We start from the raw sequence: 21,642 nt of genomic DNA on the forward strand, positions 1-21,642 counted from the left end.
GTGTGACGGAGCGAGGTCGAATACGGTTCCGCCGAAATCTGCGCCTGCTGTGCTTCCTCGAATCGAGGAGCAACCTCGGGTTCGGCCAGGCGTCTTGCTGGAGGGACGAGCTCGAAGGGCAGCGATCTCGCGGCAGCGACCGACCTCCCGGTGGTGAGCGCCCCTCGACTCGCCGCCCCGGCGCTGCCGAGGGCGAGCAGAGCCGGGGCAGGCGCTCCGCCTTCCCGAAGCGTGGTTCCCTCCGATCCGCCCCGGGGGAGCCACGTCGGGGATATCCACAGTGGACAAGAAGGCGCGGCCCGCACCTCGAGGTGCGGGCCGCGCCTTTGTTTCAGCGGATCAGTCGACCCAGTTCAGGGTCTTGGAGACCGCCTTCTGCCAGTTCGCGTACTCCTTCTCGCGGAGCTCGGACGGCATCTGCGGGTCCCACTGCTTGTCCTTGGCCCAGTTCGAGCGGATGTCCTCCTCGCTGGTCCAGAAGCCCACCGCGAGGCCGGCCGCGTAGGCCGCACCCAGCGCCGTGGTCTCCGCGACCACCGGGCGGATCACCGGCACGCCGAGGACGTCGGCCTGGAACTGCATCAGCAGCTCGTTCTTCACCATGCCGCCGTCGACCTTCAGCGACTTCAGCGGAACACCGGAGTCGGCGTTCATCGCCTCGATCACCTCGCGGGTCTGGAACGCGGTCGCCTCCAGCACCGCGCGGGCCAGGTGACCGCGGTTGACGTAGCGGGTCAGGCCGACGATCGCGCCGCGCGCGTCGGAACGCCAGTGTGGCGCGAACAGACCCGAGAACGCGGGCACGAAGTAGGCGCCACCGTTGTCGTCGACGGTGCTGGCGACCTGCTCGATCTCCGGGGCGTCGGAGATGATGCCGAGGTTGTCCCGCAGCCACTGCACCAGCGAACCGGTGACCGCGATCGAACCCTCCAGGCAGTACACCGTGTCGTTGCTGCCGATCTTGTAACCGACCGTGGTGAGCAGCCCGTTCTCACTGATCACGCGCTCGGTTCCGGTGTTGAGCAGCACGAAGTTGCCGGTGCCGTAGGTGTTCTTGGCCTCGCCGGGCGACAGGCAGGCCTGACCGAAGGTGGCCGCCTGCTGGTCGCCGAGGATGCCCGCGATGGGGATTCCGGCGAACACGCCGCGCTCGCGGAACTTGCCGTACACCTCGGAGGAGGAGCGGATCTCCGGCAGCATCGCCATCGGTACGTCGAGGTCGGCGCAGATGTCGGCGTCCCAGTCCAGCCGCTCGAGGTCCATCAGCATCGTGCGGGAGGCGTTGGTCGGGTCGGTGACGTGCAGACCGCCGTCCGGACCGCCGGTGCAGTTCCACAGGATCCAGGTGTCCATGTTGCCGAACAGCAGCTCGCCGCGCTCAGCGCGCTCGCGGGTGCCGTCGACGTTGTCCAGGATCCACTTCACCTTGGGGCCGGAGAAGTAGGTCGCCAGCGGCAGACCGGTCTTGCGCTGGTACCGGTTCTGCCCGTTCTCGCCGGCGGCGAGGACGTTGACGATCTCGTCGGTGCGGGTGTCCTGCCAGACGATCGCGTTGTACACCGGCTTGCCGGTGGCCTTCTCCCACACCACGGTGGTTTCGCGCTGGTTGGTGATGCCGACGGCGACAACGTCGGTGGACACCAGGTCTGCCTTGGCCAGCGCGCCCGCGCAGACCTGCCGGGTGTTGGTCCAGATCTCGACCGGGTCGTGCTCGACCCAGCCTGCCTTCGGGAAGATCTGGCGGTGCTCGACCTGGTCGACGGAGACGACGCGACCGGAGTGGTCGAAGATCATGCACCGGGTCGAGGTCGTGCCTTGGTCGATGGCGGCGACATAAGAGGCCATCTGTCGTTCTACCTTCCTATGTGGACGAAAGTCTGGTCAGCTGGCGATGGGCAGTACGAGGGCCAGCGCACCCGCCAGCACACCACCGATGATCGGGCCGGCGATCGGCACCCACGAGTAGCCCCAGTCGGCCGAGCCCTTGCCGCGGATGGGCAGGATCGCATAGGCGATGCGCGGGCCGAGGTCACGTGCCGGGTTGATGGCGTAGCCGGTCGGGCCGCCGAGCGAGTTGCCGATGCCGATCACGATGAAGGCGACCGCGGCGTAGCCGAGCGCCGAGTTGCCGAAGGTCGGCACGCCGTCCGTGCCGCCCGGGCCCGCCTGCGGGCTGAGGATGATCCAGAAGACCAGCACGAAGGTGCCGATGATCTCGGTGACGAGGTTCCACGGTGCGTTGCGCACGGTCGGCGCGGTGGAGAAGATGCCCAGGGTGTTGGCCGGGTCGTCGTGGGTGTCGAACTGCAGCTTGTAAGCCGCCCAGCACAGCACGGCGCCCAGGCTGCCACCGATGAGTTGCGCGATGATGTAGACGGGCACCTCGGACCACGGCACCTGACCGTTCACCGCCAGCCCCAGGGTGACTGCCGGGTTGATGTGGGCGCCGGTGGGTTCGGCGATGCTGGCGCCGGCGAAGACCGCGAACCCCCAGCCGAAGTTGATCAGCAGCCAGCCGCCGTTGTGACCGGCGGACTTGCGCAGCACAGTGTTGGCCACGACACCGCAGCCCATCAGCGTGAGTACCGCTGTCCCCATCAACTCCCAGAGGAAGATCTCCCCGAGACTCGTCGCCATTCTTGTCGTTCCCCTCTTCATGCCGCCGTTGGCACAGGCGGGATTTCGTGACTGTCCGACATGGAGTGGATCGGGACGGTACTGCCGCATGTGAACACGTGTCCATGCGTGCTGCCAGTCGTGGGTACCGGGTTGCTCCGTACCGCCCAACGCCCTGGATCGACCGCGCGGGGCTGGATCGGACCCGGTTCCGGCAGCAGCGTGACCCGATGCCGCTCCATACTCAGCGGTAACATTAGACTTGGGGAAAACAACGCTGCAAGACACCTCTGATGGTGTTTTTATCGAGTTGCTTGGTGTGGGAATGAAGGGGAGGACGACGATGTCCGCTCGGCGTCCGTCTGAGAAGCAGCAGGACCGCAGGCGCAAGATCACCGAGCTGGTGATGGCCGAGGGAACCCTGCGCATCGACGACCTCGTCGCGACCATCGGCGCCAGCGCGATGACCGTCTACCGCGACCTCTCCGACCTGGAGTCGCAGGGCTTGGTGCACCGCAACCGGGGCAACGTCTCCGCTGCGTCGTCACTGCTTTACGAAGCGGCGTCGGAGTACCGCCTGCCGCAGAACCAAGCGGCGAAGGAAGAACTCGCCCGCGCCGCCGTCGAGCTGGTCGAACCCGGTCAGGCGCTGGTGCTGGACGACTCGACGACCGGTGTCTACCTGGCCCGCCTGCTGCCCGAGCGCGCGCCGCTGACCGTGGTCACCAACCACCGCGGCGTGTTCGTCGAGCTGCGCAACGCGCCGGGCATCAGCTTGATCTGCGTGGGCGGCGACTACCTGCCGTGGGCGGACGCTTTCGTCGGCGGCATGGCGCTGGACGCGCTGCGCAACCTGCGGGTGGACCTGGCGATCATGTCGGTTTCCGCGGTCACCGGCGGGATTTGCTGCTACCCCCAGCAGGAGATGGTGCAGATCAAGAAGGCGATGCTCGCCTCCGCGCAGCGCCGGGTGCTCTACGTCGACCACACCAAGTTCGAGCGGCGGGCGTTGCACGCGGTGGCGCCGGTCGAGGACTTCGACATCGTCATCGTCGATTCCAAGACCAGCAGCGCCGACATCGAGGTGTTGCGCGACCGCGGTGCGCTGGTCGAGCAGGCAGGAAATACGCGCGGTGTCGCACCGGGCACGGACCGTGCTGGTCGGGCATGATGACCATTCGTCAAGGTCCGGTTCCCGCGTCGGCGGTGGGCGTTGGAAAGTGCGTTGCAAGTGACTTGCGCGATGGCGCGGGCGGTGTCCCGCGATCGCCTTCCGGGCCCGGGGTTGTCCTCGAGCGAAGGTCTGCGAGTGCACGCAGCGGAGCAAGCTGAGTCCCACCCCGCGAGCGGCTTCCGCCGCCGCTGAAAGACCTGGTGGGACGCGATTCGAGCGAGGAGGACGGGTGTCCGAAGACAAGACCGAGAACCGGCTGAAGGGCACGTTGGGGCCTACCGAACGGGCCGAGAACTGGCGGCGGTTGGGCTCCGAGGAGTTCGACGTGGTGGTGATCGGCGGCGGCGTGACCGGTGCCGGCGCCGCGCTGGACGCCGCGACCCGCGGCCTGAAGGTCGCGTTGGTCGAGGCCCGCGACCTCGCCTCCGGTACGTCGAGCCGGTCCAGCAAGCTGTTCCACGGCGGCCTGCGCTACCTGGAGCAGCTGGAGTTCTCGCTGGTCCGCGAGGCCCTGCGGGAGCGCGAGCTGATGCTCACCCGGATCGCGCCGCACCTGGTGAAGCCGGTGCCGTTCCTGTACCCGCTGACCAAGCGGTTCGTGGAGCGCCCGTACACCGCGGCCGGTCTGTTCCTCTACGACACCATGGGCGGCGCCCGCTCGGTGCCGGGCCAGAAGCACCTCACCCGCGCCGGTGCGCTCCGGATGGTGCCCGCGATGAAGCGCAGCGCGCTGATCGGTGGCATCCGCTACTACGACGCGCAGGCCGATGACGCCCGCCACACCATGACGGTCGCCCGCACCGCGGCCCGTTACGGCGCGGTGGTCATGAACTCCACGCAGGTCAACGGGTTCATCCGGGAAGCCGACCGGATCGCAGGCGTGCGGGTCCGCGACGTCGAGACCGGTGCCGAGACCGAGGTCCGCGCGCAGGCCGTGATCAACGCGACCGGTGTCTGGACCGACGAGCTGCAGCACCTGTCGGGCGGCCGCGGCCGGTTCCGCGTGCGCGCCAGCAAGGGCGTGCACATCGTGGTGCCGCGCGACCGCATCGTCGCCGAGTCCGGGATCATCCTGCAAACCGAGAAGTCGGTGCTGTTCGTCATCCCGTGGGGCAACCACTGGATCGTCGGCACCACCGACACCGACTGGAACCTCGACCTGGCGCACCCGGCCGCGACCAAGGCCGACATCGACTACATCCTCGAGCACGTCAACAAGGTGCTGGCGACTCCGCTGAAGCACGACGACATCGAGGGCGTCTACGCGGGACTGCGCCCGCTGCTGGCCGGGGAGAGCGAGGAGACCTCGAAGCTGTCCCGCGAGCACGCGGTGGCGCGGGTCGCCCCGGGTCTGGTCGCGATCGCCGGCGGCAAGTACACGACGTACCGGGTCATGGCCGCCGACGCGGTCGACGCCGTGTCCCCGGACATCGCCGGCCGGATGGCCTCCTCGATCACCGACCAGGTCCCGCTGGTCGGCGCCGACGGCTACCACGCGCTGATCAACCAGGCCGACCAGCTCGCCGCCGAGCACGGCGTGCACCCGTACCGGATCCGGCACCTGCTGGACCGCTACGGCTCGGAGATCCACGACGTGCTGGCGCTGGCCGCCGACCGTCCGGAGCTGCTCAAGCCGATCCCGGCCTCGCCGAACTACCTGCAGGCCGAGGCGGTTTACGCGTGCAGCCACGAGGGTGCCCTGCACCTGGAGGACGTGCTCACCCGCCGCACCCGCATCTCGATCGAGTACCCGCACCGCGGTGTCGACTCCGCCGAGCCGGTGGCCCGCCTGATGGCCAGCGTCCTCGGTTGGGACGACGAGCGGGTGGCGCGCGAGGTCGAGGTCTACACCCAGCGCGTCGAGGCGGAGCGCGACTCGCAGACCCAGCCCGACGACCAGGCGGCGGACGCGAAGCGCTCGGCGGCCCCGGAGGCTCGCGAAGGCATCGAAGAACCGCTGGTCTGACGCTGATCCAGCATCGCTGACCCGGCGTCGATGTGCCGCTCCCCGGCACATCGGCGCCGGATCTCGTTTCCAGGCCCCGAAATTTACAGTTTCAATTGAAACTGTAAATCTTAGGCACGCCGGATCACAGTTTCAATTGAAACTGTGATCTGCGCTGGGGAGCCGTCAGCGGTCGGTGGTTGCTTCGGTGAGGAGTTCTTCGAGGTGGGCCGTCAGGCGGCGGGCGTCGACCGGGGCGATCGTGCTCCAGACGTCGCCGGACGGGGATTCTCGGCGCAGTTGGGCGTAGCGGCCGTGGGTCGTGTCGAAGAAGCCGACGACCCGATCTGCTCGGGCTCGGCGGCCGAAGCGGTCTCGGGCCGCTGCGCCGAATTGGCCGCGAGCGCCCACCCCGGAAACCATGCCGGTCAGGGTTTCCGCGTCGTCGGGGCGAAGGCCTCGGTGTTGCAGGGCGCTGGTCAGTTGCTCGACGTTGTTGCCGGCTTCTTCCGCCGCGGAGTCCAAGTCGCTGCTGCGCAGCGAAACCGAGCGTCCGGGACCTGGTGGCAGCGTCGGCAGCACCGAGATCGCTTCGCGGGGCAAGCCACTCGCTGATGCCGAGCGCAAGGTCAGCTGGTCGCCGTCCTTGACAACCAGGACCGCTTCTTCATCTTTCGCCGCGGCGAGCACTCGCACGCTGCGATCCAGCCAGAGCCGCCCGTCGACCTCGCGGTCCGGGTTGGCCAGCAGACGCAGCATCCGCTCCAGGTCCGCGTCGACGTCGGTCGGCCGCCCGAGGTCGCGCCCGTGCAGCGAGCGCCACACCGAGTCGACCAGCTGGGCGCGTTCGGTGTGGGTGCGGCCGGGGGACGGGACTTTGAGCACCAGCGGCATGGTTTCGAGCTCGAGGTGCTCGGCGAGCACGTCGAACTCCAGCGCCGACAGGTCGAGCTGCCGGGCGGTTCCGGGGAACGTCATTGTCCGGGTTCGCCGCCGATCACCGGTCGGGACGGCGACTCAGCCAGGTCGAAGAAACCGCCCCGGTTGCCGACCTTCTCCGTGACCTTCTGGTCCACGGTTTCGTCGCGCTGCTCCGGCTTTCCTCGCCCGCTACCGCCGGAACGCTCGTTGCCAGTCGGCCGTCCGGCACCAGCGGATCGGCCTTCGCCGCCGCGCGTCGAGATGTTGCCGGACCTGGTGGTGATCGGCTGGCCGTTGCGCTGCGTCGCGCTAGTGGATCCGCGAGGCGCGGGCACGTTCGTCGGACCCCAGCTGATGGTCACGTTCTGCTGACCAGCGGAGATGTTGGAACCCCCGCTCGCCGGGACGTCCACGACGACCTGCGGCGGCGGCGTGAACGAGGCCAGCGACGTCGTGTTGGTCTGCGTGGACGCCTCGTACGTGCGCATCACGTCGAACGCGCGCTGCTCGGCCGCGTGCTGCTTGGCCTCCTGGACCTCGTAGTCGGTCTGCCCGCCGAAGAGGTGCGTCAGCAGGGTTTCCGCGCTATTCGGTTCTTCCGCGCTGACCTGCACCGGCGGCGGCATGTCACGGCGAGCTTTGGCGATGAACTCCGCCTGCTCCTCGGCCCGCTCCCTCATCACGCTCGTGGCCTCCTGGGCCAGCGCGGCCCAGTTGCCCAGCGGGCGCAGCCCGTCGTGGGCGCTGTCGGCCGCGGCTCCTGTCCACCCGGCCATCGCCGAGGTCAGCACGGAAGCCAGCCCGGCGTCGATGTCGCCGAGCGCGCGGGTCAGCTCGCTCCAGCGCCGGACGCTGTTGGTCGAACCGTCCGCTCCCGGACCTTCGTTGATCTGCGCGTACAGCTCGGGGTGCCGGTACCCCTGCCACCGGTGGTCGCTCATCGCTGGTCAGCAGCCTCCGATGCCCATCGCGGTCTCGCCGTCGATGGTCGAGTACTGGCGGTTGGCGCGTTCCAAGGACTCAGCGGCAGCCTGCAGCTGGTCGCGGTAACCGCATAACGCGGTCAGCGCGTCGTCGTCGCCGCCGAGGGACCGCTTGTTGAACTCCTCGGCGGCGACGGCGCTGATCGGGTCGCCGGCCCACGGCCGGATGCGCAGTTCGGTGATGGCGTGCTCGATCTGCAGGCCCACCGCGTCCAGCGATTCCTGCAGCGCGTTGACCAGCCTAGGGATAGCGGCGGGCTCGACCTGCATCGAGCCGCCGGACACACCCGGCAGGGCTTCGGTCGAGCTGTCGCCCCACGGGGCAGTTAGCGGCACGTTTTCCCCTCTCACAGGTAAGGGCCCTGATCGCGGGTGCAGGCCCTCGTGCTCGAACGCGCGGTTGTGCGGGGCCACGCGCCGGGCAGGTGTTGTGCGGGCACCTGGCCGGTGAGCGGAACGCCCGAGTGCTCAAGCTACTAAACGTCCAGCGGACACTGTAGTCATCAATCGTCACTCTGGGGAGTGCTCCATAAGCGGTGAGTATCACTCTTTGCATTGGGCAACCGATCGCACTACGTGATCAACGCGGCTGCGTGGTCTGCGAAGGTTCCGAGGTCTCCGGCGAGGACAGGGTGGCCACCGCATCCTCGGCGACCCGCTGAGCCCCGGAGCACAGCTGGTCCACCGGCGATGGCGGTTGACCGCCGTCGTCGCGGTACAGGACGTCGAGGTGCTGGCCCTCGGCGACGTCCACCGCCACGTTGCAGGACAGGTTGAGCCCGGGCGTCTTGATGACCAGCGCCGGGAATCCGCCGACGATCACCTGGGTGGCCTCCACCTGCGCGGTGTCGTCGGTCCACACCCCCATACCCTCGGTGGTGATCAGCGCCAGCCGGGCGCCCACCTTGGCGGTGGTGTTGCGGTAGCTGCAGGTCGCCGCGTTGCCGAAACCCGCTTCGGAGTCGGGCAGCGGGTCGCGGTCGAAGCCGAGCTGATTGCGCTGGGCGGTGGTGAGCAGCGTGCACGCCGCGACGCCGTCGAGGCTGAGCTCGTAGGGCCGTGGTGGCGGTGGGGGCGGGGTGCTCGTCGTGGGCAGCGGCATCGGTGGTGGGGCCGCGGTGTCCGCGGTCGGTTGCGACTGCCAAAGGCTGCACCCGGTGAGGGCGAGCGTGCTGACGGCGAGCAGCGCGCTCAACCGCCGAGCCCCGGTGATCCGCGAGCTGTGCATGCCATCACCGTAACGAAGCGTGGTCGGAGGCGAGGCGGTCCTCTGGATGAACCGCGTGATCTCAGCGCCGCCAGGTGAACCAGAGCACGGCGATCAGGGGGAGCAGCACGATCAGGGCGGCCTGCCGGGCGACGATGAGCAGCAGCACGGCCAGCACCGCCACGCCGACCGCGAGCGCGACCTTCACCGCCACCGGGCGTGGCTCGGGAGTCTGGGGCACGCGGATCGGCCGGGGATCGGGCAGATCTTCGAACAGCGCCTCGATCTCGGAGCTGAAGCGGGCCGCGGCGACCTGGCGGCAGCGCTCGTCGTACTCGCCGACGTCGAGGCGTCCGACGGCGAAGTGCTCGCCGAGCAGCCGCATCGCGCCTTCGCGCTCGGGGTCGCCGATGCGGAGATCCTTGCCCCGCCGTCCCTTCTCCACGCCCCCATCCTACGGTCGGCGGACCCTCGTTCGAGCAGGGTGAGCCGAGGGTTCCGGCATTGTTCCGCGAAACGTCGAAGGGCCCCGCCGACCTGCGTCGACTGGGCCCTTCGGGCGGAGTGGGATCAGGCGTTGACGAGCTTGGTCTCGTCGGCGGCCTTGCTCTCGACCAGCGGGGTGCTCGGCTTGGCCAGCACCTCGTCGTCGAGCAGGCCCTCGCTGCGGGCGACCACGGTCGGCACCACGATCTGGCCCGCGACGTTGGTGGCGGTGCGCATCATGTCCATGATCGGGTCCACCGCGTAGGCGACGGCGATGCCGGTGGCGACCACCTCGGCCGGGAAGCCCAGCGCGGCGGTGGTCAGCGTCAGCATGGTGAACCAGCCGGTGACGCCGGCTGTGGCGATCGAGCCGAACACCGCGACCGCGACGATCGTCAGGTACTGCACCGGGCCGAGGCTGATGCCGAAGAGGTTCGCGATGAAGATCGAACCGACCGCCGGGTAGATCGCGGCGCAGCCGTCCATCTTGGTGGTCGTGGCCAGCGGGACCGCGAAGTTGGCGTAGGACGCCGGAACGCCCAGGTCCTCGGTGGTCTGCCGGGTCAGCGGCAGGCTGGCGCTGGAGGAGCGGGAGACGAACGCGAACTGCAGCACGTTCCAGGACTTGGCGAAGAACCGCAGCGGGCTGACCTTGGCGACCACCGCCAGCAGCAGCGGGTAGACCACGAACAGCACCAGCGCGCAGGCCACGTAGGTGGAGCCGATCAGCTTCAGCAGCGGCGCGAAGAACTCGTTGCCGTAGCTGGCCACGGCGTTGCCGATCAGGCCGAGGGTGCCGATCGGGGCGAGCCTGATGATCCAGCCGAGCACGCGCTGGATGACCTCGAAGGCGGCCTTGTTGAACTCGACGAACGGCGCTGCCTTCTCACCGAGGCTGTAGGTGGCGGCACCCATGATCAGCGCGATGAACACGACCTGCATCGTCTCGCCCTCGGAGAAGGCGCTGATCAGGTTGCTGGGCACCAGCCCGGTGATCAGGTCCAGCCAGGAGCCGTGGGTCTTCTCGCCGATGGCCTGCAGCTTCTCCGGGTCGGGTTCGATGACCAGGCCCTTGCCGGGCTGGAACACCGAGCCGACGGCCAGGCCGATCACCACCGCGATCAGCGAGGTGATGGCGAACCACAGCGCGGTCTTGCCGCCCAGGCGCGCCGCGGTCCGGCCGCCGCCGAGGCCGCGCAGGCTGTTGATGCCCACCACGATCGCGGTGAAGATCAGCGGCAGCACGGTGAACGTGAGCAGCTTGGTGAAGGTCGAGCCGATGGTGTCCAGCGTCGTGGTGAGCCATTCGGCGCCGGTCTGCTTGGCGATGTAGCCGAGCAGGGCGCCGAGCACCAGCGACGCGATGACGGCCACGGCGAACAGCTTGGGGTTGAAGCGCAGGCGCGATCGCCCAGTGGAGGTGGACACAGGGGTCTCCCGGATTCGCGGAGTGAGGTTCGAAGGCAGTTCGGATTCGAGCGGCGCGCGCAAGAGAGGGCGCGCGGTTCTCAGGAAGCGGCCGTGCCGCGCTCGATCACAGACAGACGGAGCTGGCCTGCCGTCGAAGATCGACGTGCAGGCGAGAAGTCAGATACAGCCGTCGGAGGGTGTCCATCGCGAACATTTGTAACCAGCCGCGCGGCGAAACCCATCCAGGGGTAACCGAATTGTGTTCGCATTCACTCGGGTGCCGGAAGCCCGATCTCACTCCGCAGTCGGGGTGCTCCACAACGTCACGACGCTGACGCCGACCTCGGTGAGCAGCTTGCGGGTCAGCGGCAGACTGATTCCCAGCACGCTCGACGGATCGCCGTCGACACCCTCGATGAACCAGCCGCCGAAGCCTTCGAGGGTGAAACCGCCCGCCACGTGCAGCGGCTCACCGGTCGCGACGTAGGCCTCCAGCTCGGCCTCGCTGGGCTCGCCGAACCGCACGGTGGTGCCCAGGTGTCCGTTGGTGCGTGCGGTGACCTCGCCGCCCTGGATCCGGACGATCGCGTGCCCGGTCAGCAGCTCGCCGCTGTTGCCCGCGTTCTGCGCCCAGCGCTTGGCGGCCGCCTCGCGCGTGCCGGGCTTGCCGACGATCTCGCCGTGCGCCATCAGCAGCATCGAGTCGCAGCCGACGACCACCGCATCCGGTTCCTCGGCGCTGATCTCGGCGGCGACCGCGTCGGCCTTGGCCTGCGCCAGGGCGGTGACGAGCTCGGTCGGGGTGGGATCGCCCAGCGAAGCGGTCACCGCGTCCTCGTCGACGCCGGAAACCCGCACCAGTGGCTCGATGCCGGCGGAACGCAGGACCGAGAGGCGAGCGGAGGACGCGGAAGCGAGGACGAAGCGCACGCCGCCGATGGTAGAGACCGTCCCGCGCCGGTTCCGCTCCCGGCTTGAAAAGGTTTGCAAAACCGCGACGAACCGCTTTCGCCCCGCTCGGCCCACTGCTCGGTACTACCGCTGGCGGTTCCGCCGCGAAAACCGGGTTCTGCGGCAGGATTCGGGCGCTCAGGATGCCCCGAAAGGTGGTGTCCGGTGCGGTGACGGGCTCTTTAAATGTCCTTGTACGAATCGCCGCAGTGCGCGCGGTCGGTTCGCGTTCACCCCCTTCCCGCCCTGCTCATCGGACGGTCGTTCGCATCACCTCGACCCCGGCGGATGCCGGGGTACCAGCTCCCGCGCATCGCGGCCGGACCGTCGTGCGTGGGTGATCCCTGCCCAAAAAATGGATCAAGGGAGTCGACCATGAGTCGAAGCAGAACCACCCGGTTGTTGGGTGCAGCGGTGCTGGCGGCGGGCACACTCGCCGCCTTGGCGGTGCCCTCCAATGCCGCACCTGCGGAGCAGCAGGTGTCCCCGGAACTGCTCGCCGCGATGCAGCGGGACTTCGGGCTGACCGAGCAGCAGGCGCAAGACCGACTGGCGCGGGAAGCCGAGGCGATCTGGCTGGACGAGGCCGTGCGCGGCAGCGCGGGCGAGGCCTTCGCCGGTTCCTACTTCGACGCGGCGCGTGGCAAGCTCGTCGCCGCGGTGACCGACGGACGTGCGGCGGAAGCTGCGCGCACCGCCGGCGCGGAGGCCGTCGTGGTGTCCAACAGCGAGCGGGACCTCGACGCCACAAAGTCCACTTTGGACAGCATGGATGCGTCCGCGCCGCAGTCCGTCACAGGCTGGCGCGTGGACGTGCGGTCGAACTCCGTCGTCGTGTCGGTCGACCGCACGCAGCGCGACGCCGCCACCGAGGACTTCCTGGCCAAGGCCCGCAGTCTCGACGACTCGGTGCGGGTGGAAGAGGTCGCCGAAGCGCCGCGACCGCTGTACGACCTCATCGGCGGGGACGCCTACTACATGGGCGGCGGGCGCTGCTCGGTCGGCTTCCCGGTGCGGACCTCCTCTGGTGCCGCGGGCATGGTCACTGCGGGGCACTGCGGCACTCCGGGGACCGCGGTCTCCGGCTACAACCAGGTCGCGATGGGCAGCTTCCGGGGCTCGTCGTTCCCCGGTGACGACTTCGCCTGGGTCTCGGTCAACTCCAACTGGACGCCACGCGGGCTGGTGAACATGTACAACGGCTACGGCCGCGTGGTCTCCGGCGCGTCGGTGGCCCCGGTCGGCTCGTCGATCTGCCGCTCGGGCTCGACCACCGGATGGCACTGCGGAACGGTGCAGGCGCTGAACCGGACCGTGCGCTACGCCGAGGGCACGGTCTACGGGTTGACCCAGACCAACGTCTGCGCGGAGCCGGGTGACTCGGGCGGCTCGTACATCAGCGGGAACCAGGCCCAGGGCACGACCTCGGGCGGTTCCGGCAACTGCACCAGCGGCGGTACGACCTACTTCCAGCCGGTGCAGGAGGCGCTCAACGCCTACGGCCTCAGCCTCGTCACGGGCTGACCGGTCGCTGAGATCGGAATGCAGTTCGGCCTGCTAGGTGCCCGTGAGCTCTTTGGCGCGCTGTAGCAACCCAAAGAGCTCACGGGCATGACCAGCGGAACATCAGTCCACAGTGGAGCGATCAGTGCTGCGATTCGGGTGACACCTGTAGACGCCGGACCTGGGGTTCCGGTAGATCTGGCCTTCCGCCGCCGGAAGGGAACGATCATGGTCGGGAGAACTCCCGCCGTGGCCCTGGTGGCGGCGGCGCTCTTGCTCGCGACGGCGCCTCCGGCGTCCGCGGCGGTCGTGTGGGACGGCGATGCCTCGAACGGCACCGGCGTCTTCGCGCACATCGGATCCGAATGCGCTGATCCGGGCAGCGTCACGGCGGTCGACGACCCGGAGCAGGGCGCGGTCTGGCGCTACGACAAGCCCGCCGGGCTCCGGCGGTGCGAAAGCCGTGGCATCAGCATCGACGGCAAGGAGTACGACTTCGAGAACGGCTCCACGTACTACCTGGGCTGGCGTAGCAAGCTGTCCAGCACCGTCGACAACAACGCCACCTTCCAGTGGAAGTCCTACGGCAGCCACGTCCAGAACTACCCGGTCGTCCTCAAGGTCATCGACGACAAGCTGTCGCTGCTGCAACGCCAACCCGACGAGACCCGCATCATCTGGGAGCACCCGATCGAGGCTGGCGAGTGGCACAGCATCGTCCTCGGACTGCACCTGTCCGACGAGACCACCGGCGGCTGGGTGGAGTTCTGGTTCGACGGTGAGCAGCAGACGTTCAGCGACGGTTCCAACCGCTGGGCGTGCCGCACCTTCGACAGCGAGAACCATCCGAAGTGGGGCGTCTACGGAGCCGAGGACGACGACGTGGTCAACGAGATCGACGCGCTGAAGATCGGCACCGAGTACGCCGACGCAGCACCGTGATCCAGCCGTGCCGGTGACGCGCGAAATCGCACGTCACCGGCACGGTTCCGGTCAGGGTGCGACGTCCCGGTTGAGCTGGACGTTCGGACGCGGCGGAACGTGGCCCGGGCGGACGGTCGGCTTGGCCATCCCGGCCGATGCCACCGCGGGCAGGCCGCCGACGACCGGGAGTGTCACCGAGGTGGCGTTCAGGTCCAGGCCGATCTCGCCGGGCTGGCTCGGTGCCACGATGAACGCGCTGTCCGTGCCGCCGATGATCAGCGCCAACCGGTGTCCGGCGGGCAGCACGTGATCGGTGGTGGCCAGCCGGAACGTCATCGTCTGCGGCTGGCCCGGCTCCAGCGGCTTCTCCTCCGACAGCGACTCGTGGTTGGCCAGGTCTGCCCAACCGCGCGAGATGATCTCGAAGTCCACGTCGCGCGTGGTCGCCTCGGTGTCGCGGTAGCAGGCGTCGTCGCCGGGGCGGTTCTCTCCCCAGCACGATTCGGTCTGCAGCGTGCGGATGCCCTCGCCTCGCCCGAGGTAGTCGCGGGTGGTGGCCGGTCCGTAGTCGACGAGCATCGCGGACAGATGGGCTGTCGGTGTGCTCGGCGTGGCGGTGACTGTGACCGACCCCGTCCCGGCAACTCGAACGTCGCGGCTCAGCGGAGCGGTGCTGAACAGCGCGCGGGCTGGCGAGGGCTGATCGGGGTTGGCGGCCCAGTCGTACTCGTCCAGCGATGGATCATCGGTGAACGACGCGGTGCCGCCCGGTTGGGGCTGCGGTCCGAGCCCGTCTTCGCGGGGGTGGAGCACGGTGTCCTCGGTCAGCTCGCCGGACCAGGTCGGCTCGTCGGCCCAGACGTCGGGAGCGCGCTCGATGCTGGCAGCGGGCTCCTGCTCGATCCCGTTGTCCACGTCCAGCAGCCAGCGGTCGAACCAGCGGTGCAGGGTGTCGACCCACTCGGCGCGGCGGAAGTCGAACGGATCGACGTGCCCGGTCTGGCTCAACCACAGCTTGCGCGGCACGTCGTGCGCGGCCAGCGCGTCCCACCACTGCCCGAGCTGGACGGTCTTGACGTTGAGGTCGCCGAGGCCGTGCACCGCGAACACGCTGGCGGTGGTCTTGTCCGCGCCCGGCACGTAGTCCCGCCCGGTCCACAGTGGAGTCACGTCGCCGTTGGCCGGCGCGCCGTCGGTGAGCTCCTGCTTGGCCGGGCCGCAGTCCGGACGGCCGCCCTCCTCGACGGTGCGGGCCAGCCCAGCCGGGTCGAAGCCGAAGGAGACGCCGTCCGAGCGGTAGTAGTCGTACCAGGAGCTGATCGCCCCGATCGGCACGATCGTGCGCAGCCCCTCCACACCGGTGGCGGCCACCCCGTTGGCGATCGTGCCGTCGTAGGACTTGCCGATCATGCCGACGTTCCCGGTGGACCAGCCCGCATCGACCTGGCCACCGCCCGACGGCGCGTCGAAACCGGGCGCGCGGCCGTTCAACCAGTCGATGACGGCCCTCGCCGAGGTGATGTCCGACGGACCGCCGACGTCCACGCACCCCTCGGAGCGGTTGGTGCCGGCCAGATCGACCAGCACGGTCGCGTAACCGCGCGGCACGAAGTAGTTGTCGTAGTACAGCGGGAAGCCGACCGGACGGCCCTGCTCGTCGTAGGTCTTCAGCTCGCTCTCGTTGCCGCGCCCGCAGCACGAGTAGTACGGACTCGCGTCCATGATCACCGGAACCGGCTGGTCAGTGCCCGACGGCCGGACGACGTCCGCGGCGACCCGGTCCACGACGCCGTCGCCATCCCCGTCCAGCCCGGTCTCCACCCACACCGTCTCGAGCACCGGGTCGGCGGTGAAGACGGGCTGGCTGCGCCCGTCCCGGACCTGCTCCGCTGCTGGCTCGGCGGCCGCAGCGGGCGCGACCCCGGACAGCACCAGCGCCGCGCACGGCAGCGCCCACCAGCGACTTCTCCGCAAAGTGCCACCTCCGAGAAGATCTCGGCGGCAGCCTACGACCCAAGATCACCACCCGGCACAGCCGAAAGTGTGCCGGTCGCTACTCGCTCTGGACGGAGGCCAGGATCGCGCGGATCTGGGGGAGGAGCTTCGGGATTTCAACCGTCACGACGTCCCAGAGGATTTGCACGTCGACTTCCCAGTTGCTGTGCACGACGCGATTGCGCATCCCGATGATCGCGCGCCACGGCACTTCGGGGTGGGTTTGCTGAACGGCTCTGTCCACGTGGTTGGAGGCCTCGCCGACGATCTGAACAAGCCTGACCAGCGCGTGCTGCAGGACCTCGTCCTGCGCTAAAGATGCTTCGTCGGCTGGTGTGAAGCGCTGGATCCTTTCAACGGTCTCGATGATGTCGGCGAGCCGTTGTGGTGTGGCGCGCTTCAAACCGGTACCGCCTCGGTGAGGACTTCGTCCCGGATCCGTTCTTTCAGACCGTTCGGGGTCGCAACCTGGGTGAAGACGTTCAACAACTCCTCGACGTCGAGGGCGAAGGCGGACATCGCCACGAAACCGTGGCCCCTCGAGACGCCGATCAGCAGATCCAGGTCGCTGTCGTCGTCGGCTTCGCCGCGGGCGACGGAGCCGAACACCCGGATGTTGCTGACGCCGTGCTCTTCCGCGATCCGGTAGAGCTCATCGCGGTGCGCGCGGACCTCGTCGAGGGTGATCCGGCGGTGCGGCGCGTCGATGACCGAGGTCATGGCCCCTCCCTTCTGCTGGGACACAGTGTTCCAACTCCCCGGGAAGGTGGTCCAGTCGCGGAATAGGCTGGGGCGGTGACTCCTGTGCTGCTGGATGGCGGACGGTTGCGGGCGCGGTTGGTCGATGCCGGGCCTTACAACGCGCTCGATGTGGTGACCGTGACCGGTTCGACCAACACCGACCTGGCGGCCGCCGCCGCTCGCGGTGCCGCCGACCGGACCGTGCTGATCGCCGAGGAGCAGCAGGCCGGGCGCGGCCGGATGCAGCGCCAGTGGACCTCGCCGCGCGGCCGCGGGCTGTTCGTGAGCGTCCTGCTGCGCCCCGACGTGCCGCAGTCCGCGGTGTCCTGGCTACCGCTGATCGCCGGCGTCGCCCTCGCCGAGACCGTCCAGCGCACGACCGGCGTGCTCGCCTCGATGAAGTGGCCGAACGATCTGCTCCTCGGCGGTGACGGGGAGTGGCTGAAGGCGGCCGGGATCCTCGGCGAAGCGGTCGCCGGGCCGGACGGGCTGGCGCTGGTCCTGGGCATGGGCATCAACGTGCTGCAGCAGCGCGACGAACTGCCGCGCGGCGCGGGCGGGCTCCCGGCGACGTCGCTGGCCGCCGAAGGCGCGGAGGTCGACCGGGAGGAGTTCGCCGTGGCATTGCTCACGGCGTTCGCCGAGGCGGACGACCTCTGGCGGGCGGCGTCCGGCGACGTGGTGAGCAACGGACTGCTCGACCGGTACCGGCGGCTGTGCAGCACCCTGGGCCAGCAGGTGCGCGTCGAGCTCGGGCCAGCTGAGCAGCTGCGGGGCGTCGCGACCGACATCGACAGCGAAGGACGGCTCGTGGTGCGCGCCGACAGCGGCAAGACGACCGCTGTCTCGGCGGGTGATGTCGTTCACGTGCGGCGAGCTTGATCGGCGATGCCCGGATCCGGACGACTGCGGGCGGTAACGTGATCGGGGATCCGCGATGCGGCTAGAGGAGGGGACCCGGTGGCCTACCCAGACGACCTGCTCGGCGAGGACGAGTTCGTGGTCGTGCACAAGCACCCGCACTGGAAGATGCTGATCATCCCGGTGCTGATCCTCTTCGTCGTCGTGGGCGGCGGGTCCTACGCCGCGGCGCTGCTCGCCCCGATGTCCTGGCATCTGCCAGCGTGGATCGCGCTGGCGGTCGTCGGTGCGATCCTGGTCATCTGGTTCACCCTCGCGCCGCTGGTGCGCTGGCGGACCACCCACTTCGTGGTCACCACGCACCGGCTGATGGTCCGCGAGGGTGTCTTCACCCGCACCGGCATCGACATCCCGATGTCCCGGATCAACTCGGTGCGCTTCCGGCACGGTCTGATCGACCGGATGCTGGGCTGCGGCACCCTCGTCGTCGAGTCCGCCTCGGACGAGCCGCTGGAGTTCGACGACATCCCGCAGGTCGAGAAGGTCCACACCTTGCTTTACCGCGAGGTCAACGACGATCCTCGGGACGACTGGGACTACCGCAGGGAGAGCTGATGGACGCGCGTGAACTGGGTCTGCCGATGCAGGTGGCGGCGCCGGAGCCGGCCGAGCTGCCGGACGCGGTGACGATCTGGGAGGTCGGACCGCGCGACGGGCTGCAGAACGAGAAGCAGGCCGTCCCGGTGGAGGTGAAGCTGGAGTTCCTGCACCGCCTGGCCGACGCCGGGCTGTCGGTGCTGGAGGCGACCAGCTTCGTGCGGCCGGAGTGGGTTCCGCAGCTGGCCGACGCCGCTGAGCTGCTGTCCGGTCTGCAGCGCGTGCCCGGCGTCCGCTACCCGGTGCTGGTGCCGAACGCGCGAGGCCTGGACCGCGCGCTGGAATCGCAGGTCCGCGACATCGCGATCTTCGCGTCGGCCACCGAGACCTTCACCCGGCGCAACCTCAACCGCGGTCTGGACGAGCAGTTCGGCATGTTCGAACCGGTGGTGCAGCGCGCGGTCGGCGAGGGCCTGTCGGTGCGCGGGTACGTCTCGATGTGCTTCGGCGACCCGTGGGAGGGCGCCGTGCCGGTCGAGCAGGTCGTCTCGGTGGGCAAACGCCTGCTGGAGATGGGCTGCGACCAGCTGTCGCTGGGCGACACCATCGGTGTGGCCACGCCGGGTCACGTGTCGGCGCTGCTGCGCGGGTTCGTCGCGGCCGGGATCGGGGTGGACCGCCTGGCGGTGCACTTCCACGACACCTACGGCCAGGCGCTGTCCAACACCTACGCGGCCCTCCAGCTCGGAGTATCCACTGTGGACTCCTCCGCGGGTGGCCTGGGCGGCTGCCCGTACGCGAAGTCGGCGACCGGCAACCTCGCGACCGAGGACCTGGTCTGGATGCTCGACGGCCTGGGCATCAAGCACGGCGTCGACCTCGGCAAACTCGTCGAGACCAGCGCTTGGATGGCCGAGCAGCTGGGTCGTCCCAGCCCGTCGCGCGTGGTCAAGGCGCTGAGCTCGTGACGGCGCCGAGTCCGGTCCTGCACACCGTGCAGGACCGGCCGGTGCTGGTCTGGCGTTGCGCCCTGCCGTGGCTGGCGATCTCCTCGGCGCCCCGCGGCGGCGGCATCGGCCTGCGGAACTGGGTGCTCAACGCCACCGTGGTGACCGACTACGCCCACCCCGACCCGACGACCCACGCCGGTGAGATGGCCGCCGAACTGGGACTTTCCGGCGACGGCATCGGCCTGATGACCGCGGTAGACGTGCGCCACGAGGTCACCGCGGTGGACGGCGGAGTGCAGGCGAGCGTGACGACCGGGGTCAACGCGCCGGTCTGGGCGGCGGCGCCGGAAGAAGTGCGGACCTGGAAGCCCGGCACGATCAACGCGGTCTGCTGGTCACCGGTGCGCCTCACCGAAGCAGCGCTGGTCAACGCGGTGGCGACGGTGGCGGAGGCCAAGGCCCAGGCCCTGGTGGAATCGGGCGTCGCGGGCACCGGAACGGTCACCGACGCGACGGCGATCCTCTGCCCTCAGGAGGGCGAACCCGAGCTCTACGGAGGCCCCCGCTCCCGCATCGGAGCGTCCCTGGCCCGCGCGGTCCACGCAGCGGTAACGGCAGGCCTCCGCATCGAAAACCCCCGCCACGGCCAGATTTGATCTGTACGGGGCTCGTCCGAATTTCCCTAAATTTGGAAGCTCCCAACCGTGCGCCGGACCAGGGGCTCCCAAATTTCCCTAAAATTGGGAGCCGCCTCCCGCGCTTCGGTCAGTCGCGGGTGCCGAACATCGCGACGAAGGTGAAGCGCAGCACGCGCTCGCCGTCGCGATCGGCCGTGCCGGTGATCTCCACCAGACCCAGGTTCGGCTTGCTCTGCGACCGCCGCTGGCTGTTGACCTCCATGCCCAGCTGCAGCACGTCACCGGGGAACACCGGGGCCAGCCAGGCAATTTCGTTGCCGCCCGGCGAGCCCTGCGACGTCGAGTTGGCCAGCACGTGGTCCACGTAACCGCGCATCCACAGCGACGCGGTGAACCACCCGGAGGCGCACAGCCCGCCGAGCACCGAGTTCCGCCCGGCTTCCTCGTCGAGGTGGAACGGCTGCGGGTCGAAGCGCTCGGCGAAGGCCAGCATCTCCGCCCGGTCCACCTTCACCTCGCCCAGGTCGAAGGTCCGGCCGGGGGTCAGGTCTTCGTACGCGATGGTCGCCATCTCCCCATGCTCTCAGAGCATGCCCTCGACCCCAGTTTTGATCCTTTTGTCTTCGAAGCGGCGCAGCCGCTTAGTCCACGCAAGCAACTTGCGCCGCTACGCGGAACGAGTTCGGAGTCAGATCTGGCGTCGGTCGAGACGGTGATCACAGGCTGTATCGGGATGTTTCGGACATTCCGGTGTCCTGCCCGGCTCGGCGGGAAATAAGGTGAAGGCGACGTGGAACCATCTGCGCTGCGGGGCACGTCCAAGTCGCGACGTGCGGTCTGCGGTTCACCGGGCCGTGGACGACCGCTTTGCCGTGTCGAGCCGGGCTTCGCCGCATCAGCTGCGAGGTCCGACCGGCGAACAAGCCCGACCACCGAACAGGGGAGGGGAGCGGCCGTGCCGAGCGATCACCAGGCCCAGGTGGCCGAGTTGATGGCGGACTACCAACGCAGTCGGGACCGCCTCGCCGAAACGCACCGGGAGCTGGCTGCCATCGCCGAGACCGCCGTCTCCGGCGACGGTCGCGTGCAGGTCGCGGTCGGCCCGCGGGGAGAGCTCCGCGAGGTGATGCTGGCCAACGACGTCTACGACAAGCTGCGTCCCGCTCAGCTCGCCGCGACCATCGCCGAGCTGAGCGCGAAGGCCGCGCAGGCCGCGGCCCGGCGAGCTGCCGACGTGCTCGCCGAGGTCTTGCCGGCGGACACCGATCCGGAACTGCTGCTGGGCGGACACGTCGACGGCGAGTCGGAATCGGTGCTGCGCAACGAATCGCGGCCCATCGACGATGATGTTGCCGAGGATGAGGACTTCTCGGACGCGAGCTGGTTGCAGCACAGCCCGACGAAACGGACGTGATGGTCATGAGCGGATTCCGCAGCGACCTCGGGCAGCTGAGCAAGCACGCCGGCGAGTTCGACGACCTCGCGGGCCAGGCGCAGAAGATCGCCGACGCGCTGCACCAGGCGGTCGAGTCGGCCGGTGACTGCTGGGGCGGTGACGAGATCGGCGCGAGCTTCGCGCGGGCCCACTGCGGCCCGGCGGAGCAGGCGCTGTCCGACCTCGGCGGGATGTCGGAGCGGCTGCGCGGCATGGGATCGAAGTTCGCGGCCGTCGCGGACACCACGAAGCAGGTCGACGCGGCCAACGCCGAAGAGCTCAGACGAATCGCCGGAGGGGGGTGA

23 protein-coding genes are annotated in these 21,642 nt (G+C 69.1%); 10 read left to right on the top strand and 13 right to left on the bottom strand.

The window, feature by feature from the left end; all coding sequences use genetic code 11:
- Positions 1-339 precede the first annotated feature (339 nt).
- Together glpK and ACWCO2_RS25530 are read right to left on the bottom strand one after the other, a co-directional pair.
- On the bottom strand, positions 340-1,845 hold the full coding sequence (gene glpK, locus ACWCO2_RS25525; RefSeq protein ID WP_450130290.1) for a glycerol kinase GlpK: 1,506 nt from the start codon (positions 1,843-1,845) through the stop codon (positions 340-342).
- 36 nt (positions 1,846-1,881) lie between these two features.
- On the bottom strand, positions 1,882-2,637 hold the full coding sequence (locus tag ACWCO2_RS25530; protein ID WP_450130291.1) for an MIP/aquaporin family protein: 756 nt from the start codon (positions 2,635-2,637) through the stop codon (positions 1,882-1,884).
- 322 nt (positions 2,638-2,959) lie between these two features.
- On the opposite strand from ACWCO2_RS25530, the gene ACWCO2_RS25535 reads away from it, so the two are divergent.
- Both ACWCO2_RS25535 and glpD read left to right on the top strand, forming a co-directional pair.
- On the top strand, positions 2,960-3,787 hold the full coding sequence (locus tag ACWCO2_RS25535) for a DeoR/GlpR family DNA-binding transcription regulator (protein WP_450130292.1): 828 nt from the start codon (positions 2,960-2,962) through the stop codon (positions 3,785-3,787).
- Positions 3,788-4,019: 232 nt separating this feature from the next.
- Positions 4,020-5,756 (top strand): glycerol-3-phosphate dehydrogenase, encoded by a 1,737-nt coding sequence (glpD, locus tag ACWCO2_RS25540; RefSeq protein ID WP_450130293.1) that lies wholly within the window; start codon positions 4,020-4,022, stop codon positions 5,754-5,756.
- Between the two features lie 165 nt (positions 5,757-5,921).
- On the opposite strand, the gene ACWCO2_RS25545 is transcribed toward glpD, so the two are convergent.
- From ACWCO2_RS25545 to ACWCO2_RS25575, 7 genes are all read right to left on the bottom strand, one after another.
- Positions 5,922-6,713, bottom strand: coding sequence for an ESX secretion-associated protein EspG (locus tag ACWCO2_RS25545; RefSeq protein ID WP_450130294.1), 792 nt, complete (start codon positions 6,711-6,713; stop codon positions 5,922-5,924).
- A complete protein-coding gene (locus ACWCO2_RS25550; protein ID WP_450130295.1) occupies positions 6,710-7,597 on the bottom strand; it encodes a PPE domain-containing protein in 888 nt (295 codons plus the stop codon). The genes ACWCO2_RS25545 and ACWCO2_RS25550 overlap by 4 nt, the downstream gene beginning before the upstream one ends.
- Before the next feature lie 6 nt (positions 7,598-7,603).
- On the bottom strand, positions 7,604-7,975 hold the full coding sequence (locus ACWCO2_RS25555; protein ID WP_450130296.1) for a hypothetical protein: 372 nt from the start codon (positions 7,973-7,975) through the stop codon (positions 7,604-7,606).
- Positions 7,976-8,219: 244 nt separating this feature from the next.
- Positions 8,220-8,867 (bottom strand): DUF3558 domain-containing protein, encoded by a 648-nt coding sequence (locus ACWCO2_RS25560; RefSeq protein ID WP_450130297.1) that lies wholly within the window; start codon positions 8,865-8,867, stop codon positions 8,220-8,222.
- A gap of 61 nt (positions 8,868-8,928) precedes the next feature.
- Positions 8,929-9,291, bottom strand: a complete 363-nt coding sequence (locus ACWCO2_RS25565) for a DUF1707 SHOCT-like domain-containing protein (RefSeq protein WP_450130298.1) — start codon at positions 9,289-9,291, stop codon at positions 8,929-8,931.
- 125 nt (positions 9,292-9,416) lie between these two features.
- Entirely contained in the window at positions 9,417-10,760 is a 1,344-nt protein-coding gene (locus ACWCO2_RS25570; protein WP_450130299.1) for a dicarboxylate/amino acid:cation symporter, read from the bottom strand.
- A 276-nt stretch (positions 10,761-11,036) separates the two neighbouring features.
- The gene (locus ACWCO2_RS25575; protein ID WP_450130300.1) at positions 11,037-11,672 is read right to left on the bottom strand and encodes a Maf family protein; all 636 of its coding nucleotides are present in this window, start codon (positions 11,670-11,672) and stop codon (positions 11,037-11,039) included.
- Positions 11,673-12,068: 396 nt separating this feature from the next.
- Here ACWCO2_RS25575 and ACWCO2_RS25580 point away from each other — a divergent pair, with 396 nt between their 5' ends.
- Positions 12,069-13,217, top strand: a complete 1,149-nt coding sequence (locus tag ACWCO2_RS25580; RefSeq protein ID WP_450130301.1) for a S1 family peptidase — start codon at positions 12,069-12,071, stop codon at positions 13,215-13,217.
- Between the two features lie 207 nt (positions 13,218-13,424).
- Complete coding sequence (locus tag ACWCO2_RS25585) at positions 13,425-14,138, top strand: heparin lyase I family protein (protein WP_450130302.1); 714 nt, start codon at positions 13,425-13,427, stop codon at positions 14,136-14,138.
- Positions 14,139-14,189: 51 nt separating this feature from the next.
- On the opposite strand, the gene ACWCO2_RS25590 is transcribed toward ACWCO2_RS25585, so the two are convergent.
- The 3 genes from ACWCO2_RS25590 to ACWCO2_RS25600 form a co-directional block, all read right to left on the bottom strand.
- Positions 14,190-16,094 carry a Xaa-Pro dipeptidyl-peptidase gene (locus ACWCO2_RS25590; protein WP_450130303.1) on the bottom strand — a complete coding sequence of 635 codons (1,905 nt, stop codon included), beginning with the start codon at positions 16,092-16,094 and terminating at the stop codon, positions 14,190-14,192.
- A 79-nt stretch (positions 16,095-16,173) separates the two neighbouring features.
- Positions 16,174-16,518 carry a HepT-like ribonuclease domain-containing protein gene (locus ACWCO2_RS25595; RefSeq protein WP_450130304.1) on the bottom strand — a complete coding sequence of 115 codons (345 nt, stop codon included), beginning with the start codon at positions 16,516-16,518 and terminating at the stop codon, positions 16,174-16,176.
- Complete coding sequence (locus tag ACWCO2_RS25600; RefSeq protein WP_450130305.1) at positions 16,515-16,835, bottom strand: nucleotidyltransferase family protein; 321 nt, start codon at positions 16,833-16,835, stop codon at positions 16,515-16,517. Before ACWCO2_RS25600 ends, ACWCO2_RS25595 begins: the two co-directional genes overlap by 4 nt.
- A gap of 75 nt (positions 16,836-16,910) precedes the next feature.
- On the opposite strand from ACWCO2_RS25600, the gene ACWCO2_RS25605 reads away from it, so the two are divergent.
- The 4 genes from ACWCO2_RS25605 to ACWCO2_RS25620 all read left to right on the top strand — a co-directional run bounded on the left by ACWCO2_RS25605 (position 16,911) and on the right by ACWCO2_RS25620 (position 19,920).
- Entirely contained in the window at positions 16,911-17,738 is an 828-nt protein-coding gene (locus ACWCO2_RS25605; protein ID WP_450130306.1) for a biotin--[acetyl-CoA-carboxylase] ligase, read from the top strand.
- Positions 17,739-17,816: 78 nt separating this feature from the next.
- Positions 17,817-18,332 carry a PH domain-containing protein gene (locus ACWCO2_RS25610; protein WP_450130307.1) on the top strand — a complete coding sequence of 172 codons (516 nt, stop codon included), beginning with the start codon at positions 17,817-17,819 and terminating at the stop codon, positions 18,330-18,332.
- Positions 18,332-19,282 (top strand): hydroxymethylglutaryl-CoA lyase, encoded by a 951-nt coding sequence (locus ACWCO2_RS25615; protein ID WP_450130308.1) that lies wholly within the window; start codon positions 18,332-18,334, stop codon positions 19,280-19,282. The genes ACWCO2_RS25610 and ACWCO2_RS25615 overlap by 1 nt, the downstream gene beginning before the upstream one ends.
- Complete coding sequence (locus ACWCO2_RS25620) at positions 19,279-19,920, top strand: adenosylcobinamide amidohydrolase (RefSeq protein WP_450130309.1); 642 nt, start codon at positions 19,279-19,281, stop codon at positions 19,918-19,920. The genes ACWCO2_RS25615 and ACWCO2_RS25620 overlap by 4 nt, the downstream gene beginning before the upstream one ends.
- Positions 19,921-20,029: 109 nt before the next feature.
- Here ACWCO2_RS25620 and ACWCO2_RS25625 read toward each other — a convergent pair whose 3' ends face one another.
- On the bottom strand, positions 20,030-20,473 hold the full coding sequence (locus tag ACWCO2_RS25625) for a MaoC family dehydratase (RefSeq protein ID WP_450130310.1): 444 nt from the start codon (positions 20,471-20,473) through the stop codon (positions 20,030-20,032).
- A 384-nt stretch (positions 20,474-20,857) separates the two neighbouring features.
- Here ACWCO2_RS25625 and ACWCO2_RS25630 point away from each other — a divergent pair, with 384 nt between their 5' ends.
- Together ACWCO2_RS25630 and ACWCO2_RS25635 are read left to right on the top strand one after the other, a co-directional pair.
- Positions 20,858-21,316, top strand: a complete 459-nt coding sequence (locus ACWCO2_RS25630) for a YbaB/EbfC family nucleoid-associated protein (protein ID WP_450130311.1) — start codon at positions 20,858-20,860, stop codon at positions 21,314-21,316.
- A gap of 5 nt (positions 21,317-21,321) precedes the next feature.
- Positions 21,322-21,642 (top strand): WXG100 family type VII secretion target, encoded by a 321-nt coding sequence (locus ACWCO2_RS25635; protein WP_450130312.1) that lies wholly within the window; start codon positions 21,322-21,324, stop codon positions 21,640-21,642.

It is taken from the genome of Saccharopolyspora sp. NPDC002376 (assembly GCF_053593195.1).